At 39.2% G+C, this 25594-nt stretch carries 24 protein-coding genes; 11 read left to right on the plus strand and 13 right to left on the minus strand.

Features of this window, described 5'->3' with window-relative positions; translation table 11 throughout:
• Positions 1-27 precede the first annotated feature (27 nt).
• Positions 28-450 carry a hypothetical protein gene (locus ACE1B6_RS10655; protein ID WP_413257204.1) on the minus strand — a complete coding sequence of 141 codons (423 nt, stop codon included), beginning with the start codon at positions 448-450 and terminating at the stop codon, positions 28-30.
• Between the two features lie 214 nt (positions 451-664).
• A complete protein-coding gene (locus ACE1B6_RS10660) occupies positions 665-1948 on the minus strand; it encodes a valine--pyruvate transaminase (protein WP_413257205.1) in 1284 nt (427 codons plus the stop codon).
• Positions 1949-2380: 432 nt separating this feature from the next.
• Here ACE1B6_RS10660 and ACE1B6_RS10665 point away from each other — a divergent pair, with 432 nt between their 5' ends.
• Positions 2381-3214, plus strand: a complete 834-nt coding sequence (locus ACE1B6_RS10665) for a Tab2 family RNA-binding protein (RefSeq protein ID WP_459563002.1) — start codon at positions 2381-2383, stop codon at positions 3212-3214.
• A gap of 114 nt (positions 3215-3328) precedes the next feature.
• On the opposite strand, the gene hetR is transcribed toward ACE1B6_RS10665, so the two are convergent.
• Together hetR and ACE1B6_RS10675 are read right to left on the minus strand one after the other, a co-directional pair.
• Positions 3329-4228, minus strand: a complete 900-nt coding sequence (gene hetR / locus ACE1B6_RS10670) for a heterocyst differentiation master regulator HetR (RefSeq protein ID WP_413257207.1) — start codon at positions 4226-4228, stop codon at positions 3329-3331.
• A gap of 490 nt (positions 4229-4718) precedes the next feature.
• A complete protein-coding gene (locus ACE1B6_RS10675) occupies positions 4719-4904 on the minus strand; it encodes a hypothetical protein (protein WP_413257208.1) in 186 nt (61 codons plus the stop codon).
• Positions 4905-5355: 451 nt separating this feature from the next.
• Here ACE1B6_RS10675 and ACE1B6_RS10680 point away from each other — a divergent pair, with 451 nt between their 5' ends.
• The 6 genes from ACE1B6_RS10680 (at position 5356) to ACE1B6_RS10705 (ending at position 12819) form a co-directional block, all read left to right on the plus strand.
• Positions 5356-6402 (plus strand): zinc-dependent dehydrogenase, encoded by a 1047-nt coding sequence (locus tag ACE1B6_RS10680; protein WP_413257209.1) that lies wholly within the window; start codon positions 5356-5358, stop codon positions 6400-6402.
• Between the two features lie 365 nt (positions 6403-6767).
• Positions 6768-8135: an NAD-dependent succinate-semialdehyde dehydrogenase gene (locus ACE1B6_RS10685; protein WP_413257210.1), complete on the plus strand. Its 1368-nt coding sequence runs from the start codon at positions 6768-6770 to the stop codon at positions 8133-8135.
• A 165-nt stretch (positions 8136-8300) separates the two neighbouring features.
• Complete coding sequence (locus ACE1B6_RS10690; protein WP_413257211.1) at positions 8301-9938, plus strand: acetolactate synthase large subunit; 1638 nt, start codon at positions 8301-8303, stop codon at positions 9936-9938.
• A gap of 392 nt (positions 9939-10330) precedes the next feature.
• Complete coding sequence (xth, locus tag ACE1B6_RS10695) at positions 10331-11122, plus strand: exodeoxyribonuclease III (protein ID WP_413257212.1); 792 nt, start codon at positions 10331-10333, stop codon at positions 11120-11122.
• Between the two features lie 2 nt (positions 11123-11124).
• Complete coding sequence (locus tag ACE1B6_RS10700) at positions 11125-11853, plus strand: class I SAM-dependent methyltransferase (protein WP_413257213.1); 729 nt, start codon at positions 11125-11127, stop codon at positions 11851-11853.
• 39 nt (positions 11854-11892) lie between these two features.
• Complete coding sequence (locus tag ACE1B6_RS10705; RefSeq protein ID WP_413257214.1) at positions 11893-12819, plus strand: Cfr10I/Bse634I family restriction endonuclease; 927 nt, start codon at positions 11893-11895, stop codon at positions 12817-12819.
• Between the two features lie 16 nt (positions 12820-12835).
• Here ACE1B6_RS10705 and ACE1B6_RS10710 read toward each other — a convergent pair whose 3' ends face one another.
• The 3 genes from ACE1B6_RS10710 to ACE1B6_RS10720 form a co-directional block, all read right to left on the minus strand.
• On the minus strand, positions 12836-14026 hold the full coding sequence (locus tag ACE1B6_RS10710) for a DNA cytosine methyltransferase (protein ID WP_413257215.1): 1191 nt from the start codon (positions 14024-14026) through the stop codon (positions 12836-12838).
• Positions 14027-14094: 68 nt separating this feature from the next.
• A complete protein-coding gene (locus ACE1B6_RS10715) occupies positions 14095-14184 on the minus strand; it encodes a pentapeptide repeat-containing protein (protein ID WP_413257216.1) in 90 nt (29 codons plus the stop codon).
• Between the two features lie 2 nt (positions 14185-14186).
• Entirely contained in the window at positions 14187-14342 is a 156-nt protein-coding gene (locus tag ACE1B6_RS10720; protein WP_413257217.1) for a hypothetical protein, read from the minus strand.
• A gap of 1 nt (position 14343) precedes the next feature.
• Here ACE1B6_RS10720 and ACE1B6_RS10725 point away from each other — a divergent pair, with 1 nt between their 5' ends.
• Both ACE1B6_RS10725 and ACE1B6_RS10730 read left to right on the plus strand, forming a co-directional pair.
• Positions 14344-15219 carry an SDR family oxidoreductase gene (locus ACE1B6_RS10725; protein WP_413257218.1) on the plus strand — a complete coding sequence of 292 codons (876 nt, stop codon included), beginning with the start codon at positions 14344-14346 and terminating at the stop codon, positions 15217-15219.
• A 4-nt stretch (positions 15220-15223) separates the two neighbouring features.
• Complete coding sequence (locus ACE1B6_RS10730; protein WP_413257219.1) at positions 15224-15847, plus strand: Uma2 family endonuclease; 624 nt, start codon at positions 15224-15226, stop codon at positions 15845-15847.
• A gap of 110 nt (positions 15848-15957) precedes the next feature.
• Here the strand turns inward: ACE1B6_RS10730 and ACE1B6_RS10735 are convergent, their stop codons facing one another.
• Positions 15958-17226: a pre-peptidase C-terminal domain-containing protein gene (locus tag ACE1B6_RS10735; protein WP_413257220.1), complete on the minus strand. Its 1269-nt coding sequence runs from the start codon at positions 17224-17226 to the stop codon at positions 15958-15960.
• A 357-nt stretch (positions 17227-17583) separates the two neighbouring features.
• Positions 17584-18351, minus strand: a complete 768-nt coding sequence (locus ACE1B6_RS10740) for a TIGR00297 family protein (protein ID WP_413257221.1) — start codon at positions 18349-18351, stop codon at positions 17584-17586.
• Between the two features lie 31 nt (positions 18352-18382).
• On the opposite strand from ACE1B6_RS10740, the gene ACE1B6_RS10745 reads away from it, so the two are divergent.
• Positions 18383-18814 carry a VOC family protein gene (locus ACE1B6_RS10745; RefSeq protein WP_413257222.1) on the plus strand — a complete coding sequence of 144 codons (432 nt, stop codon included), beginning with the start codon at positions 18383-18385 and terminating at the stop codon, positions 18812-18814.
• Here the strand turns inward: ACE1B6_RS10745 and ACE1B6_RS10750 are convergent.
• Together ACE1B6_RS10750 and ACE1B6_RS10755 are read right to left on the minus strand one after the other, a co-directional pair.
• A complete protein-coding gene (locus ACE1B6_RS10750; protein WP_413257223.1) occupies positions 18744-19409 on the minus strand; it encodes an esterase/lipase family protein in 666 nt (221 codons plus the stop codon). The genes ACE1B6_RS10745 and ACE1B6_RS10750 overlap by 71 nt on opposite strands.
• A 138-nt stretch (positions 19410-19547) precedes the next feature.
• A complete protein-coding gene (locus tag ACE1B6_RS10755; RefSeq protein ID WP_413257224.1) occupies positions 19548-20933 on the minus strand; it encodes a proton extrusion protein PcxA in 1386 nt (461 codons plus the stop codon).
• 105 nt (positions 20934-21038) lie between these two features.
• Between ACE1B6_RS10755 and ACE1B6_RS10760 the strand changes: the two genes are divergently transcribed.
• Positions 21039-23243 (plus strand): recombinase family protein, encoded by a 2205-nt coding sequence (locus ACE1B6_RS10760; protein WP_413257225.1) that lies wholly within the window; start codon positions 21039-21041, stop codon positions 23241-23243.
• Here the strand turns inward: ACE1B6_RS10760 and ACE1B6_RS10765 are convergent.
• Positions 23218-24582: a serine/threonine protein kinase gene (locus tag ACE1B6_RS10765; RefSeq protein ID WP_413257226.1), complete on the minus strand. Its 1365-nt coding sequence runs from the start codon at positions 24580-24582 to the stop codon at positions 23218-23220. The genes ACE1B6_RS10760 and ACE1B6_RS10765 overlap by 26 nt on opposite strands.
• A gap of 20 nt (positions 24583-24602) precedes the next feature.
• Complete coding sequence (locus ACE1B6_RS10770) at positions 24603-25589, minus strand: serine/threonine protein kinase (RefSeq protein ID WP_413257227.1); 987 nt, start codon at positions 25587-25589, stop codon at positions 24603-24605.
• Positions 25590-25594: the final 5 nt, after the last annotated feature.

A 25594-nucleotide genomic window follows, 5' to 3' on the forward strand; every position in this document is an offset into this window, starting at 1 on the left:
TATCACTGGGAAAAATGCAAACTTTTGCTAAAAAATGATGACTCGACCATCATCACGAATGTAAAGGGCTCGATCGCCTGGAAGTCCCCCTGGTATTATCTCCACTCGTAGCGTATTAGCACTTGGTTTAGAAAGTCTTGCTCTTAATAAATAAGGTGCAGCATCCCAATATAATGAAGAAAGATTTGGTTCGGTTGCTGCTTGTCTGGGAAACCTAACTTCTTGCCCCGGACGCAAAAAAAGTACCGGAGTTCTTGGTACATTTTGTAACTCAACAGTTACACCTGTACGATTAACTACTTCAAAATTAATCCATTGTCCCGGTGTAAAACCAAGGGGCGGAGGCGGACAACTTCGACCTGCACAAGTTCCCGCTAATGCGATCGTCACAGGCAGAAAACAAAAGCTAAAAAAAGCAATACTTTGAGCAATTAATAATTTCCTCATCATCTTAGTTCCGATCAATTCGCTAATTGAATCTCTACTATTTCTTAATAGACATCTCCAATAACTCTTGTAGGGTAGGCATCCTGCCTACCTTTTATATTCTTATCCTGCCTTTGAGATTCTTTATTGGAGATGTCTAATTAACATACAGTGCGTCAGAATCAGAAAATTATTATAACCTACCAAAATTATGATATCTGACGCACCCTACAAACGACTAAATTGCCACAGCAGACTTTTGATAAATTTCTGCGACAACTTTAGCCAACCGTCGCATTCCCTCAGCAATTTCTGCATCAGTTGCCGTCAAACTAATGCGAATACATTGGTTTTTGTGTGCCCATTCTTCTCTTAATCCGGGGAAGAAAGAACTACCGGGAACCACAATTACCCCAACTTTTTTTAACACTTGGTATAATTCCCAGTCAGTAATCGGCAAGTTTTCTAACCATAACCAAGCGAAGATTGCGCCTTCACCTCGATGTAAAAACCAAGGTAAATCTTGAGGCATTGATTCATCGAGAATGCTTTCTACTATGACAAACTTTTGTTGATAGTAAGGGCGAATAACCTTAGTGGAAAGTTCGGCTAAAGCGCCAGAAGCGATCGCCTTAGTTGCGATCGCTTGTCCATAGCGAGACGAATGAATACACATATTAGTTTGGAACGATTCCAAAACTTGAATTATCTTTTCATCTCCGATCGCAACCCCAATTCTTTCCCCCGGTAATCCCGCCTTCGACAAACTCATACAATGCACAATATTTTGCCCAAACACCGGAGACATTTCCGTAAAATTCAAAGCCGGAAACGGCGGGCCATAAGCCGAATCAATTAATACCGGAACATCATAAGGTGCAGCCAAATTTGCAATTTTCAACACCTCATCTTCCGTCATTACATTACCCGTCGGATTGCAAGGACGAGAAAACAACACACAACCAGTAGTTTCATTAATTTCTAACTGGCTAAAATCCGGGCGATATTTAAAACGATGCGCTGATGCGTCAATATCCAATTGTGGTTTATAAGAAATTAAAGCTTCCGGGATTAAAGTTACACCACCATAACCCGTATAATCAGGACTTAAAGGCAAAACAATTTGCTTTAACTGACCATTTTTAGCATAACCACCAAAAGCATTAGCAGCATAAAAGTAAATACTTTGACTCCCCGGAGTAATCAAGATATTTTGATGAGTTAAACTCAACCCATACCGACGATTAAAATCATCAGCCACCGCATCAATTAATGATTCATAACCTTGAGAATCACCATAACGGCAAACCACACTACCATAATCAGAGCCACTCAGCAACTCTTCTGTGTATTTGCGCCACAGCTGTTCAACCTCCGGTAAAATCACTGGATTTCCGGGACTGAGATTAATAAATTGCTGTCCTTTATTAGCTTGTAGGGTTTGTTTAATATCTTTCATGATTGCCCGCACGCCTGTAAGCTGGGACATTCGATTACCAAATTGAGTCAGGGCAGGATTCATAGGATTGAACTAAACTAAATTACAAGAGTTTACTAAGGTGTTAAGAAATTGGGAAGAGGTTAACGGGCATAAACAACGAAAATTTAACTTCTTGTGTATGCGTGAACCTGTAGGGAGTTCCGCGATTTAACCAGTCTCCGAGAGCAAAACCACTGTGTTTTCTGTGAAAACTGAGCATTGAGGGGTGTTTCCCAATCACTTAATAACCGATGCTAATCGATTACTTCACTTAAAGTACACTTCTATCTGTAGCAGATAGTCCTGCTAAATCTAAAAAAATGTGCTATTTTCTTCAAAATCACAAATTTAGAGCAATTATAAATTTGGGTACAATCCCGCAACTTAAACAAGACGGCTGTCGGGGAACTGCGGACTGGGGACTGGAATTATGTAAATTAAGTTCCGGGCAAGCTAAAATGAAAAATGCAAGATATGAGTAAACTTATGCCTTGGCAAGTTGATTTTTATCGTCGTCCCCTCAAAGATTCCACCGGACAAACCTTGTGGGAATTATTAATTTGTGATACCAAAAATAACTGGAGATATGAAGCATTTTGTCCCCAATCAGAAGTTAATTCTAATTGGTTAGTCGGCGAATTTCAAAAAGTAATCACTTCCCCAGAAAATCGACCCAAAAAAATCCAAGTATTTCGCCCCCAAGCACTCAATTTAATTGAAACTGCTGCCCAAAAATTAGGAATTTCCGTCGAAGCAACCCGCCGCACCGAGAGTTTAAAAACCTGGTTAAAAGCACGGAAGTATTCCCAAAGTGGCGAACCTTTCGATCCCATAGCTTTAGAAAAACCCCCACCAGTTCCTTTACCTGAAAAGCTTTGGGGAGAAAAATGGCGCTTTGCCACTCTCGTGGCTAGTGATATTGTCGATAGTTTTGCCGGACAACCAATTCCCATTTTAGAAATGCCGGATTTTCTCTTACCTATTAACTTAGGAATAGCTTCTACTTTGCCAGTTCCGGGAGTAGTGATTGACGGAGGAAAACAATCTTTGAAGTTAGCACGTTGGATACAGGAAACTCGACCTGTATCCCTAAATTATATTCCTGGTGAACCCGATGGCTTAATTTTAGAAGCTGGGTTATTGGATAGATGGGTGGTGGCGACTTTTGCAGATGAAGAAGTTACTGTAGCAGCACAAATATTTAACCAACGTAAACAAAAAACTAAGGGACTTCATTTTTTATTAGTACAACCTGATGATTCGGGAATAACTTATAGTGGCTTTTGGTTATTACAAAATATAGAATAGCTGGGATTTATTTTAAATAAAATTAACATTTTCTTTCTCCTTCGTTGTATGTTTCTGTCTGATTTTCTCAAGGATAGCAGTGTAGATTGCACCCAATACTTTAGTAGTAAAACCCTAATCATCTTTAGGGCCAAATACCATTTGTAAAACCATTTGTTGACCGCCTTCTTGATGATGCCGATCGGCCCATTCCCGGATCACTTCATCTAATTCTTCCATTGCTCTGTCAATGCGATCGGGTGGAATATCCAATTCTTCCAAAACACGCATCACTTTCGGCTGTCGTTCTTGCCATCCCTTCATTAACCGGAAATATCGTGCCGTGTCTTCCACCATAATGTAAGTGCGTTCCTCATCATTCGAGGGCGAGTAAGAAGAACGGGTGAGGGCGTAAAAAGGTAAACCCCAAGGACAATCAATTCTGGTGACTGTGCCAGCATAAATTAAACGGCGTTTAATGTGTTCTGCCAAAGCTTCGCTCAAAGAAACTCTTTTATCTTTTGGCAAATCCTCCTGCGAACGGTTGTGGAGAAATTCAATTAACTCCATAAATTGAAACGAGTTAATCAGCTGAGCATCTGGCAGAAGAGGAGGTAATTTTTCCTCGATCTGCCTTTTCTCTTCTGAGGTGAGACTAGTACCGGAAATGCGCGATCGTCCTGGCATCCAAGGATATTGTTCCAGCCAGACATAAGGAAACTGAATCAAATAACGGGGTTCCTGAGAACCTAACATTTTTAACAGTTTGCCCTCAGTCAGAGCAAGTCTTACTTCTTCTACGATCGCCTTCACCCGTTTTGGCTCAATATGGTGCAAATGACCAGTCATGCGGAGGTTCTGTCCTTGCTCCAAATACGTCATGTAAATGGCGCATTTCGCAGCTGTCGCAGCTGCATCCAGAAACGCTCCGTGGCGGTGTCCGCTGGTTCTCATGGCACTAAATGCCAGATAAAGCATGATCTGATCCATTGCACTGGGACTGAGGCGTTTGATCAGATCTAAGTCGTTACTCATAAGTAGGAAAGATGGTATCGCATAAATTCAAAACTTCCAGTTTTCCGAGCCTCAAACCACTGCTGAGGATGAATAGCTGTTCAGCCTGATGCCAGAAGCAATTAGCTGACGCTACGATCCATCATCAACGGAATGATTACTCTTTTGCACCCATTATTTCTGCTGTAGGCAGTATTAAGTTACGTTTAAGAGCCACCCTGCTTTCCAAAATTTAGCCGATCGGCAGTCATAAATACTACTCAATACTGGCTAAAAAGCAAAAAAAAGTCAAAAACCCACGCTAAGATAATCTTGGCATGGGTTAGGGAAAAAATCACGGCTTTACCTAGCAGAATTCTCACTAACTGTTGTATGATAAAATGCAGCAGTAAAATAACTAAATTTCTTCCCTTTACCGACATAAGAGGAAAACTAGCAAAATAAATCGGCAGTCAACGCTTAGATTAGTGCAAGGCTTCCATTATTAAAGATTATTTTTACTTCGGTAATTTTACCTTCCGCTACCTCGGTGATCGTCGTTAGCTACTGCGACTGGGTATGAAATAATAGAGTTTACATTAGCAGAATTTTCGGCTTTTTCTGTGGTAATAGTTTGTGCTTGAATGTGCAAACTTTGGCTAGAGAAACTTAAGACTGCCAAAAGTAAAGTAGTAGCAGTAATATTGAGATGTCCCATAGAAATTTTTTAATCTCCTGTGTTTCTAATCCTTCTTTCAGGAACTTGCAGGGGTCATCAGGAGGATTTTTAAGTTGTAATAAAGGAAAAATAATTAGTGATTCTTTGCGCTTGCAGAAAGGCTAGTAGCGTTGATCTGGGGATAGCAAGTCTCAAGATATTTGAACTAAGGGAACATTTTTAATTAGCCAAAAACGACGCGCAAATTTGTCGATCGCTCGTAACTACAATTGAGCCTGACAATTACTGCAATTTATCAAAAATTCTCAGGCAATCATGATTAATGTAGTAAATTCCGGGTTGACAAAATTTGATAACTATTTTTCACAAGTAAATTCACTGAGCTAGTTTTCCGTCCCCTCATACCTAATCTCTAGCCAGCCGAGATTGACAAATCGCCGACAACAAAGCACAAATAACAATGGAACTCACTAGCGACAAATAACTCAGGATGAAAGCACAGGTCTTTAGAGGGGTAAATCAATTAAGTTACGAAGAAGTACCAGTACCGACATTAGCAGCGGATGAGGTATTGGTACAGGTGCGGGTAGTGGGGTTGTGTCAGTCGGATATTAAAAAGATTCTTTATCCGCTTTATCAACCACCACGCATTTTCGGACATGAGACTGCGGGGGTAATTTCCGCAGTGGGAGAAGCGGTAACAGACTGGCAAGTAGGACAACGGGTGGTGGTGATGCACCATATTCCTTGTATGCGTTGCGAGTACTGCTTAAATGAAAACTTCTCCATGTGTGAGGTTTACAAGAATATCACCACAACGGCGGGTTTTGCGCCTAGTGGGGGTGGTTTTGCGGAATATGTGAAGGTTCCGGGACATATTGTTCGCAGTGGCGGGTTAATTCCGATTCCCGATGATGTAACTTTTGAGCAAGCGAGTTTTGTGGAACCAACTAACTGCTGTTTAAAGGCGGTGAAAAAGGCGGAGGTTAAACCAGGTGAGACGGTGCTGATTACTGGTGCAGGTCCGATCGGGTTAATGTTTATTATGTTGGTCAAATATTTTGGGGGCAGAGCGATCGCCACCGACTTGTTACCCTCCCGCATTGAAAAAGCCTTAGCTGTAGGCGCAGAAGCCGCTTTTGATGCTCGCGATCCAGACTTACCCCAGAAAATTCAAGCTTTAACTAATGGTTTGGGAGTTAATACTACTTTATTAGCCGTTCCCAGCGATAAGGCTTTCTTTCAAGCGTTAGACTGCACTCGCAAAGGGGGAAAAATTCTATTTTTTGCTGAGTTTCCCGATGAAGTGGAAATTCCCATTAACCCAAATATCCTGTATCGTCGGGAAATTGATTTGATGGGTAGCTACAGTTCCTCTTTCCGGTTGCAATCTCTGGCTACAGACATTGTATTTAATCGGCGCATTGATGTGGATGCTTTGGTGAGCGATCGCTATCCTCTCCAAGAATTATCCCAAGCTGTAGCCAAAGCCGTTTCCCCAACTCCAGAAACTTACAAGATTCTCATTTATCCCTAAAGGGAGATGGGGAGATGGGGAGGTGGGGAGATGGGGAGATGGGGAGAAATCAAATCTAAAATCTAAAATTTCCCAGTCCCCAGTCCCTAGTCCCCAGTCCCTAATCTTAAAAATATCCTGAGACTTATGAAGATTTACTAAGTTTAAAAACGATATATTTATAATCGTAAAAATTTAGTAAATTCCGCTAGTAAGGATTGTGAAACAATATATAAAGATAATGCAAATCTGCAAGTTTATAACTTTTAGTTGGTGATTTTTATTGAAAAATAAATCTAAGATTAAAGGAAGGCTGGGGTAGCAAATTAATTATGTAAAAAACTAAAGTGTTACCCCAAGGAATTATTGCAGAACTGGAGATTAAAATGGGTATCGCCACTATTAACCCAGCAACCGGGGAATTAGTCAAGTCTTTTGCGGCGCTAACGGATGCGGAGATTGAATCGAAGCTAGCACGGGCGCAACAGGCATTTGAGAGTTACCGTCAAACGTCGATGAGTCAAAGGGCGCAATGGCTAAATCAGGCGGGGGAAATTTTAGAGGGCGATCGCGAACGGTTTGGGAAAATTCTTACCTTAGAAATGGGAAAACCGTTAAAAGCAGCGATCGCAGAAGTCGAAAAATGCGCTTTGGTATGTCGTTATTATGCGGAAAATGCGGCTCAGTTTTTGGCAGATGTGCCAGTGAATACTGATGCTAGTCAAAGCTTTGTTCGCTATCAACCATTAGGAGTTATTCTGGCAGTAATGCCTTGGAACTTTCCTTTTTGGCAAGTATTTCGCTTTGCTGCACCTGCATTAATGGCAGGAAATGTCGGCATATTAAAACACGCTTCTAATGTACCGCAGTGTGCTTTAGCAATTGAGGAAATAATTCAAGCCGCTGGTTTTCCCGATGCTGTGTTTCAAACTTTACTAATAGGTGCAGATAAAGTTGCTGCAATTGTTGCAGATGAAAGAGTGAAAGCGGCAACTTTAACCGGAAGTGAAGGGGCAGGAATTAGTTTAGCAATTGCTGCTGCGAAAGACATCAAAAAAACGGTTTTGGAATTAGGAGGAAGCGATCCATTTATTGTTTTGGAAAGTGCTGATATTGAAGCAGCAGCGACTACCGCAGTTACAGCGAGAATGATTAATAATGGTCAATCTTGTATTGCGGCGAAACGGTTTATTGTTGCGGAAGCAGTCGCCGATCGATTTGAAAAGCTAATGGTAGAGAAATTCCAAGCTTTAAAAATTGGCGATCCGATGTTACCAGATACAGACGTTGGCCCTTTGGCAACTCCGGGAATTGTGCAAGAATTGGATGATTTAGTGGAAAAATGTGTCCAATTTGGCGGAAAAATTTTAACAGGTGGGCATTCTTTTAGCGATCGACCCGGTAATTATTTTCCTCCCACGATTTTGAGCAACTTGACTCCGGGATCGCCAGCAGACAAAGAGGAATTTTTTGGCCCTGTGGCGTTATTATTCCGAGTCAAAGATATTGACGAAGCGATTAAAAAAGCAAATGACATTCCCTTTGGACTTGGGGCTAGTGCTTGGACTACAGTAGAAGCAGAACGCGATCGCCTGATTTCAGAAATTGAAGCAGGTGCTGTATTCATCAATGGTCTAGTGAAATCCGATCCGCGTCTACCTTTTGGTGGCATCAAGCGTTCCGGCTACGGTAGAGAACTAGGCATCCAGGGCATTCATGAATTTGTCAACGTTAAAACTGTTTGGATCAAATAAAAACATCGTAATTGTAGGGGCGGGTTTTGTCCAGAGATTGTCTGTGAGTTACAAAGGTTATTTGCTAAACCCGCCCGTACTTAGGGCTGTTTTGTCTACTAACTACTCACTGCTAACTATCAATCTAATCACGAATTACTATCAACCCAGGAGTGATAACCAAGAATGAATACCGCCGATTTGTTGGTTCAATGTTTGGAAAATGAAGGTGTTAAATATATCTTTGGTTTACCAGGAGAAGAAAACCTCCATGTTTTAGAAGCAATCAGAAATTCCAGTATCCAATTTATCACAGTTCGCCATGAACAAGGTGCCGCTTTTATGGCTGATGTTTATGGACGTTTGACAGGACACGCTGGAGTTTGTCTTTCAACTTTAGGCCCTGGTGCAACTAATTTAATGACAGGTGTGGCTGATGCGAATTTAGATCGAGCTCCATTAGTAGCAATTACTGGGCAAGTGGGGACCGATCGGATGCACAAAGAATCGCACCAATATTTAGATTTGGTAGCAATGTTTTCTTCAGTAACTAAATGGAATGCCCAAATTGTTCGGCCTAGCATTGCTCCAGAAGTAGTGCGGAAAGCTTTTAAATTAGCCCAATCAGAAAAACCTGGGGCAGTGCATATTGATGTCCCAGAAAATATTGCCGCAATGGAAGTGACAGGGGAACCTTTAAGTAAGGGAGATTTAGAAAAAACCTTTGCTTCTTTCCGCAGTATTAAACACGCCTCCGAAGTAATTTCTGAAGCAAAAAATCCTTTGATTTTGGTGGGAAATGGGGCAATTCGGGCTAATGCTAGTACTTCTGTAACTGAATTTGCTACTCGATTAAATATCCCAGTTGCTAATACTTTTATGGGTAAAGGTTTAATTCCTTATACTCATCCTTTAGCACTATGGTCGGTAGGTTTGCAACAACGAGATTACATTAGTTGTGGTTTCGATCATGCTGATTTGGTAATAGCTATTGGTTACGATTTAATTGAATATTCCCCGAAAAAGTGGAACCCTGATGGGAAAATTCCCATTGTCCATATTAATGCTACTCATGCGGAAATTGACAGTAGCTATATTCCCGAAGTTGAAGTAGTTGGAGATATTTCTGATTCGCTGGAAGAGATTTTAGAACGCGCCGATCGCACGGGAAAACCAGATACTTATGCTTTGCAATTAAGAGATGACATTCGTGCTGATTACGAACGTTATGCTAATGATAATGATTTTCCGATTAAACCGCAAAAACTAATTTACGATTTGCGGCAAGTAATGGGGGCAGAAGATATCGTGATTTCTGATGTCGGCGCACATAAAATGTGGATGGCGAGACATTATCATTGCGATCGCCCAAATACTTGTATCATTTCTAATGGTTTTGCGGCAATGGGGATTGCAATTCCGGGTGCGATCGCGGCAAAATTAGTCCATCCTGACAAGAAAATTGTTGCCGTCACAGGCGATGGCGGTTTCATGATGAATTGTCAAGAATTAGAAACTGCTTTGCGCGTCGGTACTGCTTTTGTCACAATCATTTTTAATGATGGTGGTTACGGCTTAATTGAGTGGAAACAACAAAATCAATTAGGGCGATCGTCATTCATTAAATTCAGCAATCCTGATTTCGTCAAATTCGCTGAAAGCATGGGATTAAAAGGGTACAGAATTGAATCAACTGCTGATTTTATTCCAACTTTAAAAACTGCTTTAGAACAGGATGTCCCAGTCGTAATTGATTGTCCAGTTGACTATCGGGAAAATCTCCGCTTTACCCAAAAAGCAGGTGCTTTGAACTGCGAGATTTAATTATCAGTTTAGGGTGCGTGACCTGACTTTTAACTACTATTGGAATCATATAGTAAATTCTGGTCACGCACCTAAATAACTGATGATTTACCAAGACTAAGATTTTTTTTAAACCACGTTCGCGTAGCGGTGCGTAGCACTTAGACACGAAGGAAACGAAGGAAGAAGAAAGAAGCAGAAGAAGATAAAGTAAAAATCAACTTGTAGGGTGCGTCAGATTTTCGTTATAAATTGATTATTGAGACTTTAGGCTTCTGACGCACCCTACCATAATCTGTTCTTCTTCCTCTTCTCTTCGTGTCCTTCGTGTCTTCGCGGTTCAAAAAAATCTTTTTTATAAGTCATAATTTATAATTTACAAATGACCAATAACCAATGACCAATGACTAATAATGAAAATTGCTACTTGGAATGTTAACTCAATTCGTACTCGCTTGGAACAAGTAACCAATTGGTTGCAGGAAAATCCAGTTGATGTTTTATGTTTGCAGGAAACTAAAGTTGTAGATGAGTTATTTCCGATCGCACCTTTTGAAACTTTAGGTTATCAAGCTTATATTTCTGGTCAAAAATCATACAACGGTGTAGCGTTAATTAGTCGTCAACCTTTAACGGAAGTTAGTCAAGGTTTTGCCCCAATTTTAGGCGAAAATATTGCGGGTAATTTTGACGAACAAAAGCGAGTAATTACTGGTGTAATTGGTGATATTCGTGTTGTTAACCTTTACGTTCCCAATGGTTCGGCAGTGGCTAGTGAAAAGTACGAATATAAGCTAAAATGGTTGATTGTATTGCGAGAATACTTACAAAATTTGTTAGGCAAAACACCCAGTAATCTTTGCATTTGTGGTGATTTTAATGTTGCTTTGGAAGATATAGATATTCATAATCCTAAAGGTAGAGAAACTAAGATAATGGCGACAGATTTAGAGCGTCAAGCGTTACAAACTGTATTAGAATTAGGATTAATTGATGTGTTTCGGAAATTTACTTCCGAAGGTGGACATTATAGTTGGTGGGATTATCGAACTGGTGGTTTTAAGGGGAATAGAGGTTGGCGAATTGACCATATTTATCTTACTCCTGGTTTGAGCGATCGCGCCACCAATTCCACCATAGATACTGCACCCAGAAAGTTAACCCAACCTAGCGACCACGCCCCAGTAATTGTTACTCTTGAATAACTATGACTAGAACAGATACCGCTTGGCAAAATGCCGAATTAGCCCAAACTTTCCTCGAAGGAGTACGCGGAGGTATTCCTTTTGCATCTGAGCAAATTCAGGTAATGTTAAAAATTATCAGCTTAGCTTTGCCAAAAGTCGAAACTTTTTTAGATTTAGGTTGTGGCGATGGCGTTTTAGGCAGAGCAATTTTAGCCAAGTACCCAGAAGCTAAGGCTGTATTTTTGGACTTTTCCGAAACTATGTTAGCAGCAGCTAAAAGCAAACTGGAAAATAGTCAAAATGCTGAATTTATTTCCCAAGATTTTGGCGTTAAAGACTGGGTAAATGCGGTCAAAAGTCAAGGTGAATTTGATTTAATCGTTTCTGGTTTTGCGATTCATCACCAAACTGATGAACGGAAAAAGGAGATTTATCAGGAGATTTTTAGTTTACTAAAACCTGGTGGTTTATTCTTGAATTTAGAACATATTTCCTCGCCTAGTCAATGGTTAGAAACAGCTTTTTCTGAGGTGTTTATTGATTCGCTGTATGAGTTCCATCAACGTAATGAATCAGGGAAAACTAGGGAAGAAATTGCTCAAGAATTTTACCACAGACCTGATAAAGTAGCGAATATTTTAGCGCCTTTAGATATTCAGTGTGAATGGTTGAGAGAAATCGGATTTATGAATGTTGATTGTTATTTTAAAGTTTTGGAAATAGCTTTGTTTGGGGGAATGAAGGGTTGATTAATGTAGGAAGTTTTAGGCGATCGTACTTTCTTTTTTATGACTTACGCAAAGCTTTTATTTATAGAGTGTGTATTGAGGGAGATAAATAAAGTGGTTGGCGATAGCGAATGGTTTACAAATAAGTCAAACAGTAAAGTTCAAATAAATAGCATAATAATTTATAGAACTTTATCATCTGAAATAGTAGAAAAACTTGAGCATAGTCAATCAGTTTATGAAATTATTAACTGGCTTAAAAACAGAACAATAGTAGCTTTTAAAGATAAGTACGGCAAAAATCCTGAAGTTGGTGCTCTTAATAATGCAGCGGGAAGATGGAATGAATTTATAGCAACTAGCTTATTATCCGAAATCTTTTTTGATCTGAATCAGCAAAATAATAGCTGTATTGCTATATTTTCATTGCCAAACTCTCAATTACAAAGTGAAGGAAAAGACGAAGTATCTTCCAAATTTCTTAGCTTATTTAATAGTCAGCAGTTCATGGACGGAAATGAACTGGCTAAAATTGCACCTTTTAAAAATAAAATTTTTCTTCCGAGTCCAGATTACATTATTGTTGAGATGACTAATGGGAATACTTTTTTATCTGTTCAATCGCTTCTAAAAGAACAAGCAAAAAATCCAGATAATTTGGCATTTTACAATCAGTTTAAGGGTACATTACAAGCAAAAGAAGTAAAAGCAGCAGTTTCTTTAAAAACATCAAATCGTCCCGATCGTAGATATCAACCATTATTTGAAGCAGCAACGATCAAAGCAATGGCATATATATTAACCCAAAGTTGGCGATATTACATGGTTGCTAGTGAATTAACCTCTGCTGATAGAACTATATTTAGCACAGCAGTCGCCCCTCACGGTATCGTAATGGAACAAAATTTTAAACTAGTAGATGGTACATATCTGTATAATAGAAAACAAGATTTAATGCCGTTAGTTGAAGATGCTCTGAGGAAATAGTATAAGCAGCTAAATATTATCTAAATATTAATGGTAACTCCAATTGCTGATTAACTAGTACTTCATCATCCCATTTTCTTGTTTCTAAAAAATCAAGCAGAGTTTTAGCAATAGCTTGTGCAGCTAAGTAAGGAACACCATTACCAATGGTCTTAAACATATTTGTTAATGACATATTATCAGGAAGAATAAAGTTTTTAGGTAAAGATTGGATAGCTAGTGCTTCGGCAGCTGACAATCTACGAATTTTATAAGGATGTAAGTGTACTTCATTATTTCCGTAACAAGCTGTTGGAGAATATCGCCATCTGTGAAGGCGCTTAAATGATTTTTTGGAAACATCTCCTTCATCAACTGAAGCGAATTTATTGATTCCAGCTTTTGGTTGAAAATGGTGTTCAGTATTTGGATGATGAAGCACATCATTTTCTTTAAACCAATATTCTACTGTTAAGGGTAGCGGTATGCTATCAGGGTGAGGCAATAGGGAATTTTCTTTAAAAGAGTTGGCAATAGGCCAAGGTAAAGAAAAAACTTTATTGATAGGATGTATTATATATTTATCCCAAGCAAAATATGCTTCTGGTAATATGCCGATATTGTTATTAATTTTAATCCCTAAATCATTAATTAAACTAGTTCTAAAACCAACTAAAATAATTCGCTCTCTGTCTTGAGGAACGCCATACTCTATAGCATTAATTAGACGTTCTACCAATACATATCCTGATTGAATTAGCTGATGTTTCAGTTGTTCAAAAAAAATCCGATGTTTTTTCGTACTCCACAATCCTTTGACATTTTCAAATAAGAAAAAATCAGGCTTTTGTTGACAAATTAATTCAACATAACAGGCTGAAAGCTTTCCTTTATCTCCTTCCTTACCTCTATTTTTCCCTCCAATCGAAAAATCAGGACAAGGAGGGCCACCTATAAAACCAATAATACTTGCATCTTTACGAGCATCTTGGATCAAGTAACAAAGATTTAAGGCTTCTTCTCCTTCAATTAAGTTCGTGACATCTTTTTCATGATAACCATATTTGGGCGCTGGGATTTTCATATATTCTCTAGAATAACGATATGCTTGTATAAATGGAGCATAAATTTCGTTAACATACCCAATGTCAAATCCATTTAATTCAAAACCTAAATCAAGAAAACCTGAACCTGCAAAAAAAGAAAAAATTCTTGGTTTACTGCTCATTGATTTACTGGAAAGTTCAAAGAATAAATAGTAATAAAAATTATACTCTATAAATATACCTTTCTATTTCATAACTGAATCTCTGCAATATTCGCTCCCGTCAAATCCGCGTTGGTCAAATTAGCAAAACTTAAATTTGCGCCCAAGAAATGTGCCACAGTTAACTTTGGTGCATTTCTGCATAAATCTGATACTTACTCATACCACTCAATTTTACCCAAGCTTTGTAATTTACATTGATCTTATGTAAAACTCTAAATATAAGTTGATTCAAAAATAGCCGATCGCCCAATTTATCGCCAAAAGGAAGTACCATTATGTTTCTAGTAACTGGAGCAACTGGAGATTTAGGTCGCCGGATCGTGCGGTTGTTATGCGATCGCCAAAAACCAGTACGTTCGTTTGTCCGCCTCACCTCACGTTACGGGGAATTAGAATATCGAGGTAGCGAAATCTTTATCGGTGATTTACAGCAAGATAAAGATATTCACAAAGCTTGTCAGGGAGTTAAATATATTATCAGTGCTCATGGGGGAAATGGCAATCCCGCAGCAGTTGATTATCGATCGAATATCGAATTAATCGATCGAGCAAAAGAATTTGGAGTCGAACATTTTGTCTTTATTTCTGTGCTTGGTGCTGACAGAGGATACGAAGATGCGCCAACTTTTAAAGCTAAACGAGAAGTAGAAAAATACTTGCAAGCTAGTGGTTTAAATTACACTATTTTGCGTCCTTCGGGTTTTGCTTCTAATGTTTTAACTTTAGCAGAAAGATTCCGGGAAACGGGCATTTATTTGTTAGTTGGAGATCCAAAAAACCGGGCTTCAATTGTTAGCACTGATGATTTAGCTCGAATTGCTGTGGAATCTGTTGATCTGCCAGGAGCAAAAAATCAAATCTTTCCGGTTGGTGGGCCAGAAATTTTAGAACGGAGGGAAATTCCGCAGATTTTTGGCAAAATTTTTGACCAAGAACCATTTGTGGTTAATATACCTTTGTTTATGTTTGATGGGGTACGAAGTGCGATCGGTTTAGTTAATCCTTTTGCCAAAGATTCTTTAGGAACTCTGCGCGTATTACTGGGAAATGAATTCTTTTGTACCAGTGATGAAATTGCTAACTTGGAATCAATTTTTAATTTCAAGTTAGAAACTTTGGAAATGTTTTTGCGCCGCTATTTGGGAGTTTAACCCCATGTATCTAACCATTACAAAGCCATTAACTTTTGAGGAATTTCTCGCCTGGGATGACGGTTCAGGCAGAGACTTTGAGTTACTTAATGGAGTTCCTGTGCCATTATCTGAACCAAATGCAAATCATGAGGATTTGATCGAGCGACTTTGTGCTTACCTGGAAACTCACTGCTTGGAGGCAAATCTTCCATATATTTCTCGACAGTCTAAACAAGTTCGGCTCAAAATTGAACCGGGCGAGAAAGAAAAAAGCCGTAAAGCAGATATCGTAATTTTTGCTAAGGAAGAATGGCAGCGCATGAAAGGTAATTCTAGCTCTGCTGCTGCTTATGTTCCACCACCAGGAATCATCGAAGTAGTTAGTACGAATTGGAAAGATGACTATCTTACTAAAGTGGCTGAATATGAAGAATTGGGAGTTTTAGAATACATAATTGTGGACTACGCTGCATTAGGTGGAATTCGTTTTATTGGTTCGCCAAAACAGCCGACAATTATGATTTATCAATTGGAGAATGGTGAATATTTGCCAGGTAAAATTTTTCGTGGAGGCGATCGAGTAGAGTCCCGCTTGTTTCCTAACTTAACTCTCACAGCCGAACAGATTTTTGCCATGAGTAGATGAGCAGATGCAAAAGTTAATCATAAATGTTGTTAATTGGGAAAGGAATCAGGGATTTTCATCTCTGTTCCTTCCCCAGTTTTTTTCAGACAATTATGATTTGGGAAAATGGATTATACAGCTAAGGTCATGTTATAGCTGGTGTTAGCTGTGGTAGTGTTGGTAAATACTTCGACATAGTAAGTACCTGCACCTAAGTTTTGTGTCAAACTACCCAGGCTATTGTTAGAAGAATTCACAATTCCTAAGATTTCGGTAGTATCTAACACACCGTTGGTATTAGTATCTTGGTACAGGAGAGCGTAAGCTGGATCGGTTGTACCGTTGAGTGAAAGATTGAGATTTTTGTTGCCATTTAAGACAAAGCTGTAGAAGTCGATGCGATCGTTACTACCGACAAAATCTGTCACTATGCGGCTACCAGTTAGAGTACCGAGACTGAAAGCACTAGCTTGGTTATCTCCGGGGTCTGTGGTGTTGGTAGATTCAATTACAGAAGGAGACATTGCCAAGGTGTACAAGGTGTTAGTGGCAGGGTTTTCTGTAGTGACGTTGATATGATAATAACCAGCACCCAAGGTCTTGTTAATGACTGCGGGATTGGAAGCGTTACCAGTAACATTGGTGATTTCTTCACCTGGATCGACTCGACCGTTATCGTTAATATCGGCAAAGAGTTTCAGTGTGGCACTATCACTCAATCCAGAAAGATTCAAGTTTAAATTAGTCGGATCGACTACACGGAAGCCGTAGTAGTCATCGCGATCGCTAGTTCCCACGAAATCAACAAAGGTTCCTTTAGCAATCAAATTGCCTAAATCGTAAGCAGTACTAGATACGTTACTCGGATCTGTGGCCGGAGAAACAGGGCCAGAACCTACCCGTCCTTCTCTCACACCATAATTTACGAAGTGTACTAGTGCGGCTTGATAATCATCACCAAAAGCAGCTGCTAAATCGCTATGAGTTGCTAAATAGAAAAATGGGTTGAAAAATTCCGAGGAAGCACGTCCTTCGCTCGCCCCAATTACATTGAAGTGTTGATATAATTGCTCGTTAGTTAAGCCAGCAGCTGTTAAGTCGGTATTAACTGCTCTGTAAAAATAAGGGCTGAACGCAACTGAAGAACGTCGTCCTTCATTCGCACCAAAGCTTTCCAAATGGTTGAATAACTGTGCGTTTGTTGTTAACCCTGCTCGTCCTAAATCAGCATAGCTTCTGCCATAGTATTTAGGATTAACAAATATTGAAGGCAATCTTCCTTCGTTAACTCCGATATTACGGAAGTGGCTTTCTAGTTGTTGGGGGGTGGTTAAACCTGCTGCTCCTAAGTCAGGATACAGGGAAGCGTAAGTTTGAGCATTAAAAAGATTGACAGCCATGATTTTCTCCTCCTAAAATGAAGAGTAAGCACTATATTTGTGAGAAAAAACACAAAGAGTTTGGCACTAACTATGTAATAGAAGCGTGCCATTTTTCATTTTGGTGATAAGTGGAAGATGCCACAGCTTAGACTATACTTTGTACACTAAGTATCCCTACCTAAATATATATCAATAGAAGAGACTTTGGCATTAAGTTACAAGGAATACAGAATTTTTTAACAAAGTTAGCTAATCATCGTTTCTCCATAAATTCACCTAATAAAGTGTGTGTTTGCTTTCGCTTTAACACACCTATATCTACGAATAGTGGTAGTACTATTCCAGAAAGTTACGGAAAAATTCTGGGAAATTTTTTTAGCGTGTCAGTGTTAAAGCTAACAAAATTGCTGCGATCGCGCCCACAAGGGTATTAATGGCGTTGACTACTTCGTTGGTTAACCAGCTAACCTTAGCTTGGAGAGTTGCGCCAATGACGCTTTCTAAGTTAGTGGCGACAAAAGCGGCGATGATACACAAACCAATACCTACTAAATTAATCAAACCGACACTCCAAGCGACAAGGGCGATCGCTACTGAACCGATAATTCCGGCTAAAGTTCCCTCTAAACTGACTGCTCCTTCAGTCCCCCTAGTTACTGGTTGTAAAGTAGTAATCAGAAAAGTGCGTTTGCCGTAAGCTTTGCCGACTTCGCTGGCGCAGGTGTCGGAAAGTTTGGTGCTAAAACTGGCGACATAACCGAGTAACAGTAAAGGTTGTAGACTGCTGGGGAGAGAACCCCAACTAATAGCGGCTACGCCTAAAGCACAAAGGGCTCCGGCTGCTGCGGAACCCCAAACATTTTCTGGGCCTCTGGCACCGGAACGCTTTTCGGCGATGCCTTCGGCTTCTTTTTGTTCCATGCCGATGCGGGTGACTGCCGAGCCGACGAGGAAGTAAAACATGACTACTATGTAACCTGAAGAGCCGAGCGTTCCCCAAATTAGTACGCCTAGTAACCAAGCGTGAAATAAACCAGCTGGGGTGAGTAGTTTTTTCGGGATTACCCAGGCGATCGATAATAAAACTGTGTTTAATCCCACTGCAATTAACCAGGGATTGAGCGAATAAATAGAATTAAACATTGAATAACAGCCTCTTGTGACACAGTAAATTATGAATCAAGTTTTATTTCATCTTGCCTTTCCTGTTGGTAACATCGCCCAAACTAAAGAGTTTTATGTTGCTGGTTTGGGGTGCTCCGTTGGTCGAGAAACGGCAAATTCTTTAATTCTCAATCTTTACGGGCATCAGATTGTTGCTCATGTTACCAAAGAATTGCTGACAGCGCAAAAAGGGATTTATCCGAGACATTTTGGTTTAATTTTTACTGAAGAAGCAGACTGGGAAAGTTTGTTGGCGAGGGCGCAACAAAAGCAGCTGGCTTTTTACCAAGAACCGAAACGGAGATTTGGGGGTTTGCCTACTGAACATCGTACTTTCTTTTTAGAAGATCCGTTCTCCAATTTTTTGGAGTTTAAATATTACTGTCAATTTTCGGCGATTTTTGGAGAGGCGGAGTTTGCCCAAGTGGGTGATGCTGTCTGAGTGGTTCGGAAAGGGCTACTATGACAGATGCGATCGCTTTTGGATCGGTAATCATCCAGGCATGAAGGGCAACTGGTACTTGGATATCTCGCCCTACTTGCATTTGCGAACTAGTGGGCGGGACAATCATTAAGTCAAAAGGTGTCCAGATGGATGTAAAGTTAATCCGTTCTAACATAGTTAAGTCACGATTTAAGTCAGCTAAAAATGGGCTATCTGGTCGCATTTGAATGCTACCGGGACGCTCTAGAAGATATGCTAAAACTGTGCCGTGATGGGGTGAAGATATGGTGATAAATCGCTGGACGCGATCGATTCCGCCTAATCTTTGGATATAGTAACGGCTGACGATTCCTCCCATACTAAACCCAACAATATCCAAGGGTTGTTCGGGAGGAAAAGTTTTTTCTACGTAATTGGCAATTTGTTGGGCTAAATAGTCTAAAGGTCGATCGCAATTGTTCGGAGTTAAGTCTATGTCATGTACTCGCCAACCTTTTCTCAATAATTGGGGAGCCATTTTTGCAAAAACTGCGGCTGTGTCATTAATGCCGTGAACTAAGAGTACTGGGTTAGGATTGGTGGTGCTGTTCATGAGCTTTTCTCAGCGTTTCTTAGTTTTAGTTTAGGCGTTTTGCGATCGCTTTTTGCTTAGGTAACTGACAGCCCTTCAAGCTGTCACATCTTTGTTCAGATCCCCGACTTCTTCAAGAAGTCGGGGATCTAGATTCAACTATTCATTCATATTTCTGTAAGTTGCTACTGCGGAAGGAGATATGCGATTTAAGTATCTGAAGATCCAATACTTAAATACAGTATCTAGAATTACTGGGAAAGTCGCAATAAACAAAAAGATAAAATCCCGACTTTCTGGTAAACCTAAATGACGGGCGGCATTTTCTAAAAGTACTTCCCAACCATGTGGTGAATGGTAGCCAACGAAGATGTCAGTTAAGAGAATAATAATAAAAGCTTTGGCACTATCGCTGAGTCCATAGACAATTTCATCCATGAAGGATTTCAAAATGACTATTTCCCGCCGACTAAACATAATGACTACGACAAACATTGCTAATGCTGCTAAGTCGGAAAAGACATTTTTCACTGCATTAGCACTAGTACGTCGGGATTCTTCGGCGATTTCATTTGCCCTTTCTTGTAGCCTTTCTTCCATTGTTTCGGGAGCAAGTTTTGGTGTTCCCGAAATTAAATAATCAAACTTAAGACGCTCCTCATATTTTCTTAATTCTATTAGGGCATCTCGTTCCAAATCTTCATTAATGAATATACTAATTTTGTTGTTCTCAATTAAGTTGTCAACTATCGGACCTACGATCGCTAATTTAAACAGTTGGAAGGTTAACAAAGGTACAATAATTAAAGTTAAAATAAACCTAAGAGAAATAGCTGTTTTGGCTTTGGAACTGCGGTATTTTTTAATAACTTCTTGTTCTGATTGCGGGTCTAATTCTCTTTGAATTTTATTTAGGGTGGTGAAAATCGATCTGGGTAATACTCCAGTTTTATCAATGACTGTTTCAAATTTATTAGTTTCATCTTGAGGCGCACCAAAAAGCTGTTTTTCATTGTTTAACCCATCAGCAGCTATAATTTCTCTAGATTCCAGTTTGTGACTATTTTGGGGAACAACCATTAGTGAAGTAGAGGAATTTGTCTCATCCAATCTGGTTTGTGGTCTGTATTTGGCTATTACTTGGTCGATAAATTTCAGTTTTTCTAATGTTACTGTTACCTGCTGGGAGTTCGATATTCTTTGGTAAGCTTGACCATTATTATCTGAGGAATTTATCAGAGTTTTAGCCACTTTTTGACTAGTAATTAAATTCAGAAAAGAACTACTAGCTTTGAATTCGCGCAAGCGACTGGCAGCAATCTTTAAATTTTGTCTTAATTCTGACTGAAAATATGCTTTAACACTATCGCTATAATCAGTTTGGTTGACAGAAATTTTGTTGCCTTCAAAGTATTCATCTTCAATGGCTTTAATTTGTAAAGCGGCATTGTAAGCTTGTTCTAAGGCTCTTTCTGGAGTGTCAAAGTACCAATCTTTAACTGAGCGTATTAGTCCTTGAATTGAGGTAGAAATGCTGTAAATCATGACAGAGAGTGTTGTGAATTTTGTTTTAGTTCGACCAGAAGTATTTTTATAGCTTTAGTTTGACAATGTATGTGGTATCATAACAGATTCGACGGAGGAGAAACCGTGTTTTCTGAATCTATTTGGATTTCTGGTTCTAGTCGCAGTGGAAAAACAGCACGTTTAATCGAGCAGTTTTGTCATTGGTCAGAGTTAGGTTTTGATTTAGCAAACACTGCTTTAACAGATACCTTGGGAGGTCAAAGAGTTTCTTTTCGGAAACGTCGTTTAATTGCCAAGCAAGGTGTCCCAGCAGTTTTAATGTTTGCGGCTAATGGAGATAATCGGATTGAATTGACCGATCGCATCAACATCGCCAAACCTAATTTAGCAGTCCAAACAACCACACCTTTAGCTTTTTTTGAAAATGAAGTCACTTTATTTTGGCCGTTATTAATTCAACAGTTGAACTTGCCTGCACAATTTCCGCTGCGTTTGCGTCCAGAAGCAGAACAAGAGTTTGCAACTCAGCTATGGCGATCGGAATTAGACCAGGGAATTGCGGTAAAAATGGGGGTGAATGAATATCGTTTGGTGCGACGTGCTTTGGACTTGTTGCTATTAGCAGGTCTTAGCGGTACACCAATCGAAGATCTGCCACAAATTTTAGAACAAGGTTTTCCTAATGAGCAAGAAAATGATGATTTGCTGATAACTAATACTCAGTCATCGGTGACAATTCCTTTGGAAATGTTGCTGCGTTGGCGAGATTGGTGTTGGCAAAAAGGTTTGTTAACTTATGGGATTATTTCTGAATTATATTGGCGATATTTATTACCTAATCAAACTTATCAGCAGCATTTAATGCGACGCTATCGATTAGTTTTGGCGGATGATGTTGATGATTATCCGGCGATCGTTAAAGGTGTTTTCGAGTTTTTATTGACTCATGGTGCAATTGGCGCTTTTACTTTTAATCCTGAAGGAAAAGTTAGGTTAGGTTTAGGTGCTGACCCTGATTATTTAGCACAATTAGCTTCTCGTTGTCGAGTGGAAAGGTTAATTAATCAACCTGAAGCATCTTTAGGAAATACTTGGGGAATGACTTTAGTAGAAGCGGTTAGCGATCCGATGTTAATGTTTAATTTGCCTGATGAAATTAAGTCTATTCAAACAACTTCGCGATCGCAATTGTTACGCCAAACAGCAGAAGTAATTATTGATGCAGTTAATTCAGGAAAAGTTAAACCGCAAGAAGTAGCAGTAATTGCACCAGGTTTAGATGCGATCGCACGTTATACTTTAATCGAAATTCTTTCTAGTAAAGGTGTTGATGTTGAGTCTTTAAACGATCAACGTGCTTTGGCTAGTTCGCCAATTATCCGGGGTTTACTAACTTTATTAGCTTTAGTTTATCCGGGTTTAGGAAGGTTGGTGGATAAAAATGCGATCGCAGAAATGCTAATCGTTTTAAGTGCGAGACAAGTATATAGCGGAGAACCGAATTCTCAATCTAAAATTGAACATTGGATCGATCCAGTTCGTGCAGGTTTATTAGCAGATTATTGCTATCAACCAGATATTGAATTGCCGAAATTATTACCTGTAAAAACCTTTGTCCGTTGGGATAGATTGGGATATCGTGCGACTCAAGCTTATGAGGAAATTTTGCAGTGGGTAACAGAACAGCGATCGCAAGAAGAACAGCATCTTATTCCTAACCCAGTTTACGTTTTAGACAGAGCAATTCAACGCTTTCTTTGGCATGGTAGCTATCTTCCTTATGACCAATTATCTGCCTTACGAGAGTTAATTGAAACTGCTCAACAATATTGGGAAGTTGATGCCAGAATGCGAAAAATTGCCAGCAATAATACCTTACCTAATACTACCATTGGTCGCTTTATTCAGTTGCTCAGAAGTGGGACAATTACTGCTAATCCTTACCCAGTCAGACTATTTGGAATTACCAAGCAAGCGGTAACTTTAGCTAATATTTTCCAATACCGTTCTAGTCGGAGATTTCATAAGTGGCAATTTTGGTTAGATGCAGGTTCGCCACTGTGGTTAAGTGGAGGTGCAGCTAATTTATATGGCGCACAATTATTCCTGCAAAATCGCTTTGCTCAACCTTGGACTACGGAAGATGAAAATAGAGAAGGCGAGGAAAGATTGCAAAGGATTTTAAAAGATTTGCTCAATCGTACCGGAGAGCAACTTTACTTGTGTCATAGCGATTTAGCTGTAAATGGACAAGAACAAAATGGCCCTTTATTAACATTAATAAATGCAGCGGTTCCTGTGCTTAACGCGAACTTAGCCAATCTTTAATTTCCTGTGCTAACCAAAAACATTCTGCTGCACTCAACCCCAACCCGAAAGAATACCTTTTATCTATAGTTTGAATTGTTACCATTTCCTCTTCTTTACCAGTTGCTTGAAAAGACGAATTATGTGTAACTTGTACGCTTTGAAAAACATCTTGAATGTCAGAAATACAAGCTTTTTTCTGATTGGCACAATAATTAAATAACCACTTCTCTATTAAAAAGTTATGAGCTTTAAAAGTGATTGTTTGATAGCCAAATTCTTGGAGTAAAAGGTGATAAGTGAATTTTCCCCACAGCAACAAGAATACACTGTAGAGAGTAAAGCCAAACGCTGAACCATAAACCATTGCTTGAATAAGTCCAAAAATACCAAATAATCCTCCTTGCGCTAACAGGATTAGAGCGATCGCACAAAATACTGCTTCGATCAAAGATAGTTTACGTTTTGGTAGTTTAATAAACAAAGTTTGGCGAGTGCGATTAAGTCTAACTTTGGTTTCTTGAGGATTAGTAAAGCTTTTAACTGGGAGATTATAGAAACGGTTTGTTTTTAGTGATTTTAAAGCTTCTGTGGCTGTAGTAAACCGTTTTTCTAAAGATGGTTCGGTGAGTTTTTCAATCCATTGAACTAATCTTAAGTTAGCATTAGTGCGATCGCTAAAATGAATCCGTAAATCTTTTTGCGGTAAATCTGCGGGAGAAGTTCCGGTTAATAAATGAATTAAACTTGCTCCCAGTGCATACAAATCTGAGGCGGGAACTGTTCTTCCGCCAAACTGTTCTAACGGTGCATAACCGTAAGTTCCCACCACCGTGAAAGTTGCTCCTTCCACCGCTGCTTTATCTTGAACTGCACCAAAATCTACTAAATATATTTTTTTATTTTTTGCTAATATAATGTTACTCGGTTTAATATCTCGGTGCAATACTGGGGGATTTAATTCATGTAAATAAGTTAAAATATTTAACAGCGATTCGGCAATTTGACGCACTTCTTTTTCCGTGAATCTTCTCCCCGTTTTCAGTAAGTCTTTCAAGGATTCACCAGGGATGTATTCTTGCACTAAACCAAACCAAAGTATTCGCTCATCTACTGAAAAATAGTCTCGATATTGGGGAATTTGGGGATGTTTTAAGTGTTTCAATATTTGCGCTTCTCGTTCAAATAATCTTAAATCATCCCATTGAATATCACCGCCAAAAGCTAATAATTTTACAATCACTTGTTCGGAAGGTTTGCTTTTTAAATCTTCGGCTAACCAGGTTTGTCTACCCGCATTTTGTCCCAATTTTTCTTTGAGTTGGTAACGTCCTTGTAAAACTTGTTCTACTTGTAGCATTTTCCCGACTCCTTTGCCAATTAATCAATTCTATCTTGTCGTGGTACTGGTCTATCTATACTATTGACGAAAGTATAAACAACACCGAAAACCACTAAAACGCTTAAAAAAATACCACTCAAAGATAAGCAAATTAAACGTCCATAATTCACTGTTTTATTAAGATTAATATCTTCTGTTTTTCCAAATTTACTGCTAAATAAAACAGTTTCTTGTAAACTTTGTAATGCTTCTCTAGCTGAATTAAATCGCATTTCTGCTGCTGGTGCAGTGAGTTTTTCTAACCAATGGGTGAAACTGGGATTTAACTGCACTTTATCAGAGAATTGAATTTGCATTTGTTCTGATAAATCAGCAGGAGAAACACCAGTTAATAAATGAATTAAAGTTGCTCCTAATGCGTATAAATCAGATGCGGGAACTGCTTTTCCCCATAATTGTTCCGGTGGAACGTAGCCACTAGTACCAACAACTGTAAAGGTGACTCCTTCGGCTTTAGCTTTGTCTTGCACTGCGCCAAAATCTACTAAGTAAATTTTGCGATCGCGGTCTAAAATTAAGTTACTGGGTTTAATATCTCGGTGCAATACGGGGGGACTTAGTTCATGCAAATAAATCAGAATATGTAATATTTGAATTGCTAAAGAACAAACTTCATTTTCGGTAAATTCCTTCCCTTCCTTGAGCAGTTCTTGGAGTGATTTTCCGGGGATATTATTTTGGACTAAGGCAAACCAAGGTAAAGCTAAATCTGCTTGTTTCTCAATGGTAAAATAATCAAGGTATCGGGGAATTCTCCGATGATTGAGATTAGCTAAAACTTGCGCTTCTCTTTCAAAGAGTTTTAATTCTTGCCATTGAGTTTGGGGACTAACAGCTAATAATTTGACAATGACTAACTGTTTTGAGATAATGTCTTCAGCTAACCAAGTTTGTCTTCCGGCGTTTTTACCTAGTTGTTTTTTTAATTGGTAGCGATCGCCTAAAATTTCCTCAGCCTTTAACATCAACC

Source organism: Floridaenema fluviatile BLCC-F154, from assembly GCF_041929135.1.
Classification (GTDB): Bacteria; Cyanobacteriota; Cyanobacteriia; order Cyanobacteriales; family Aerosakkonemataceae; genus Floridanema; species Floridanema fluviatile.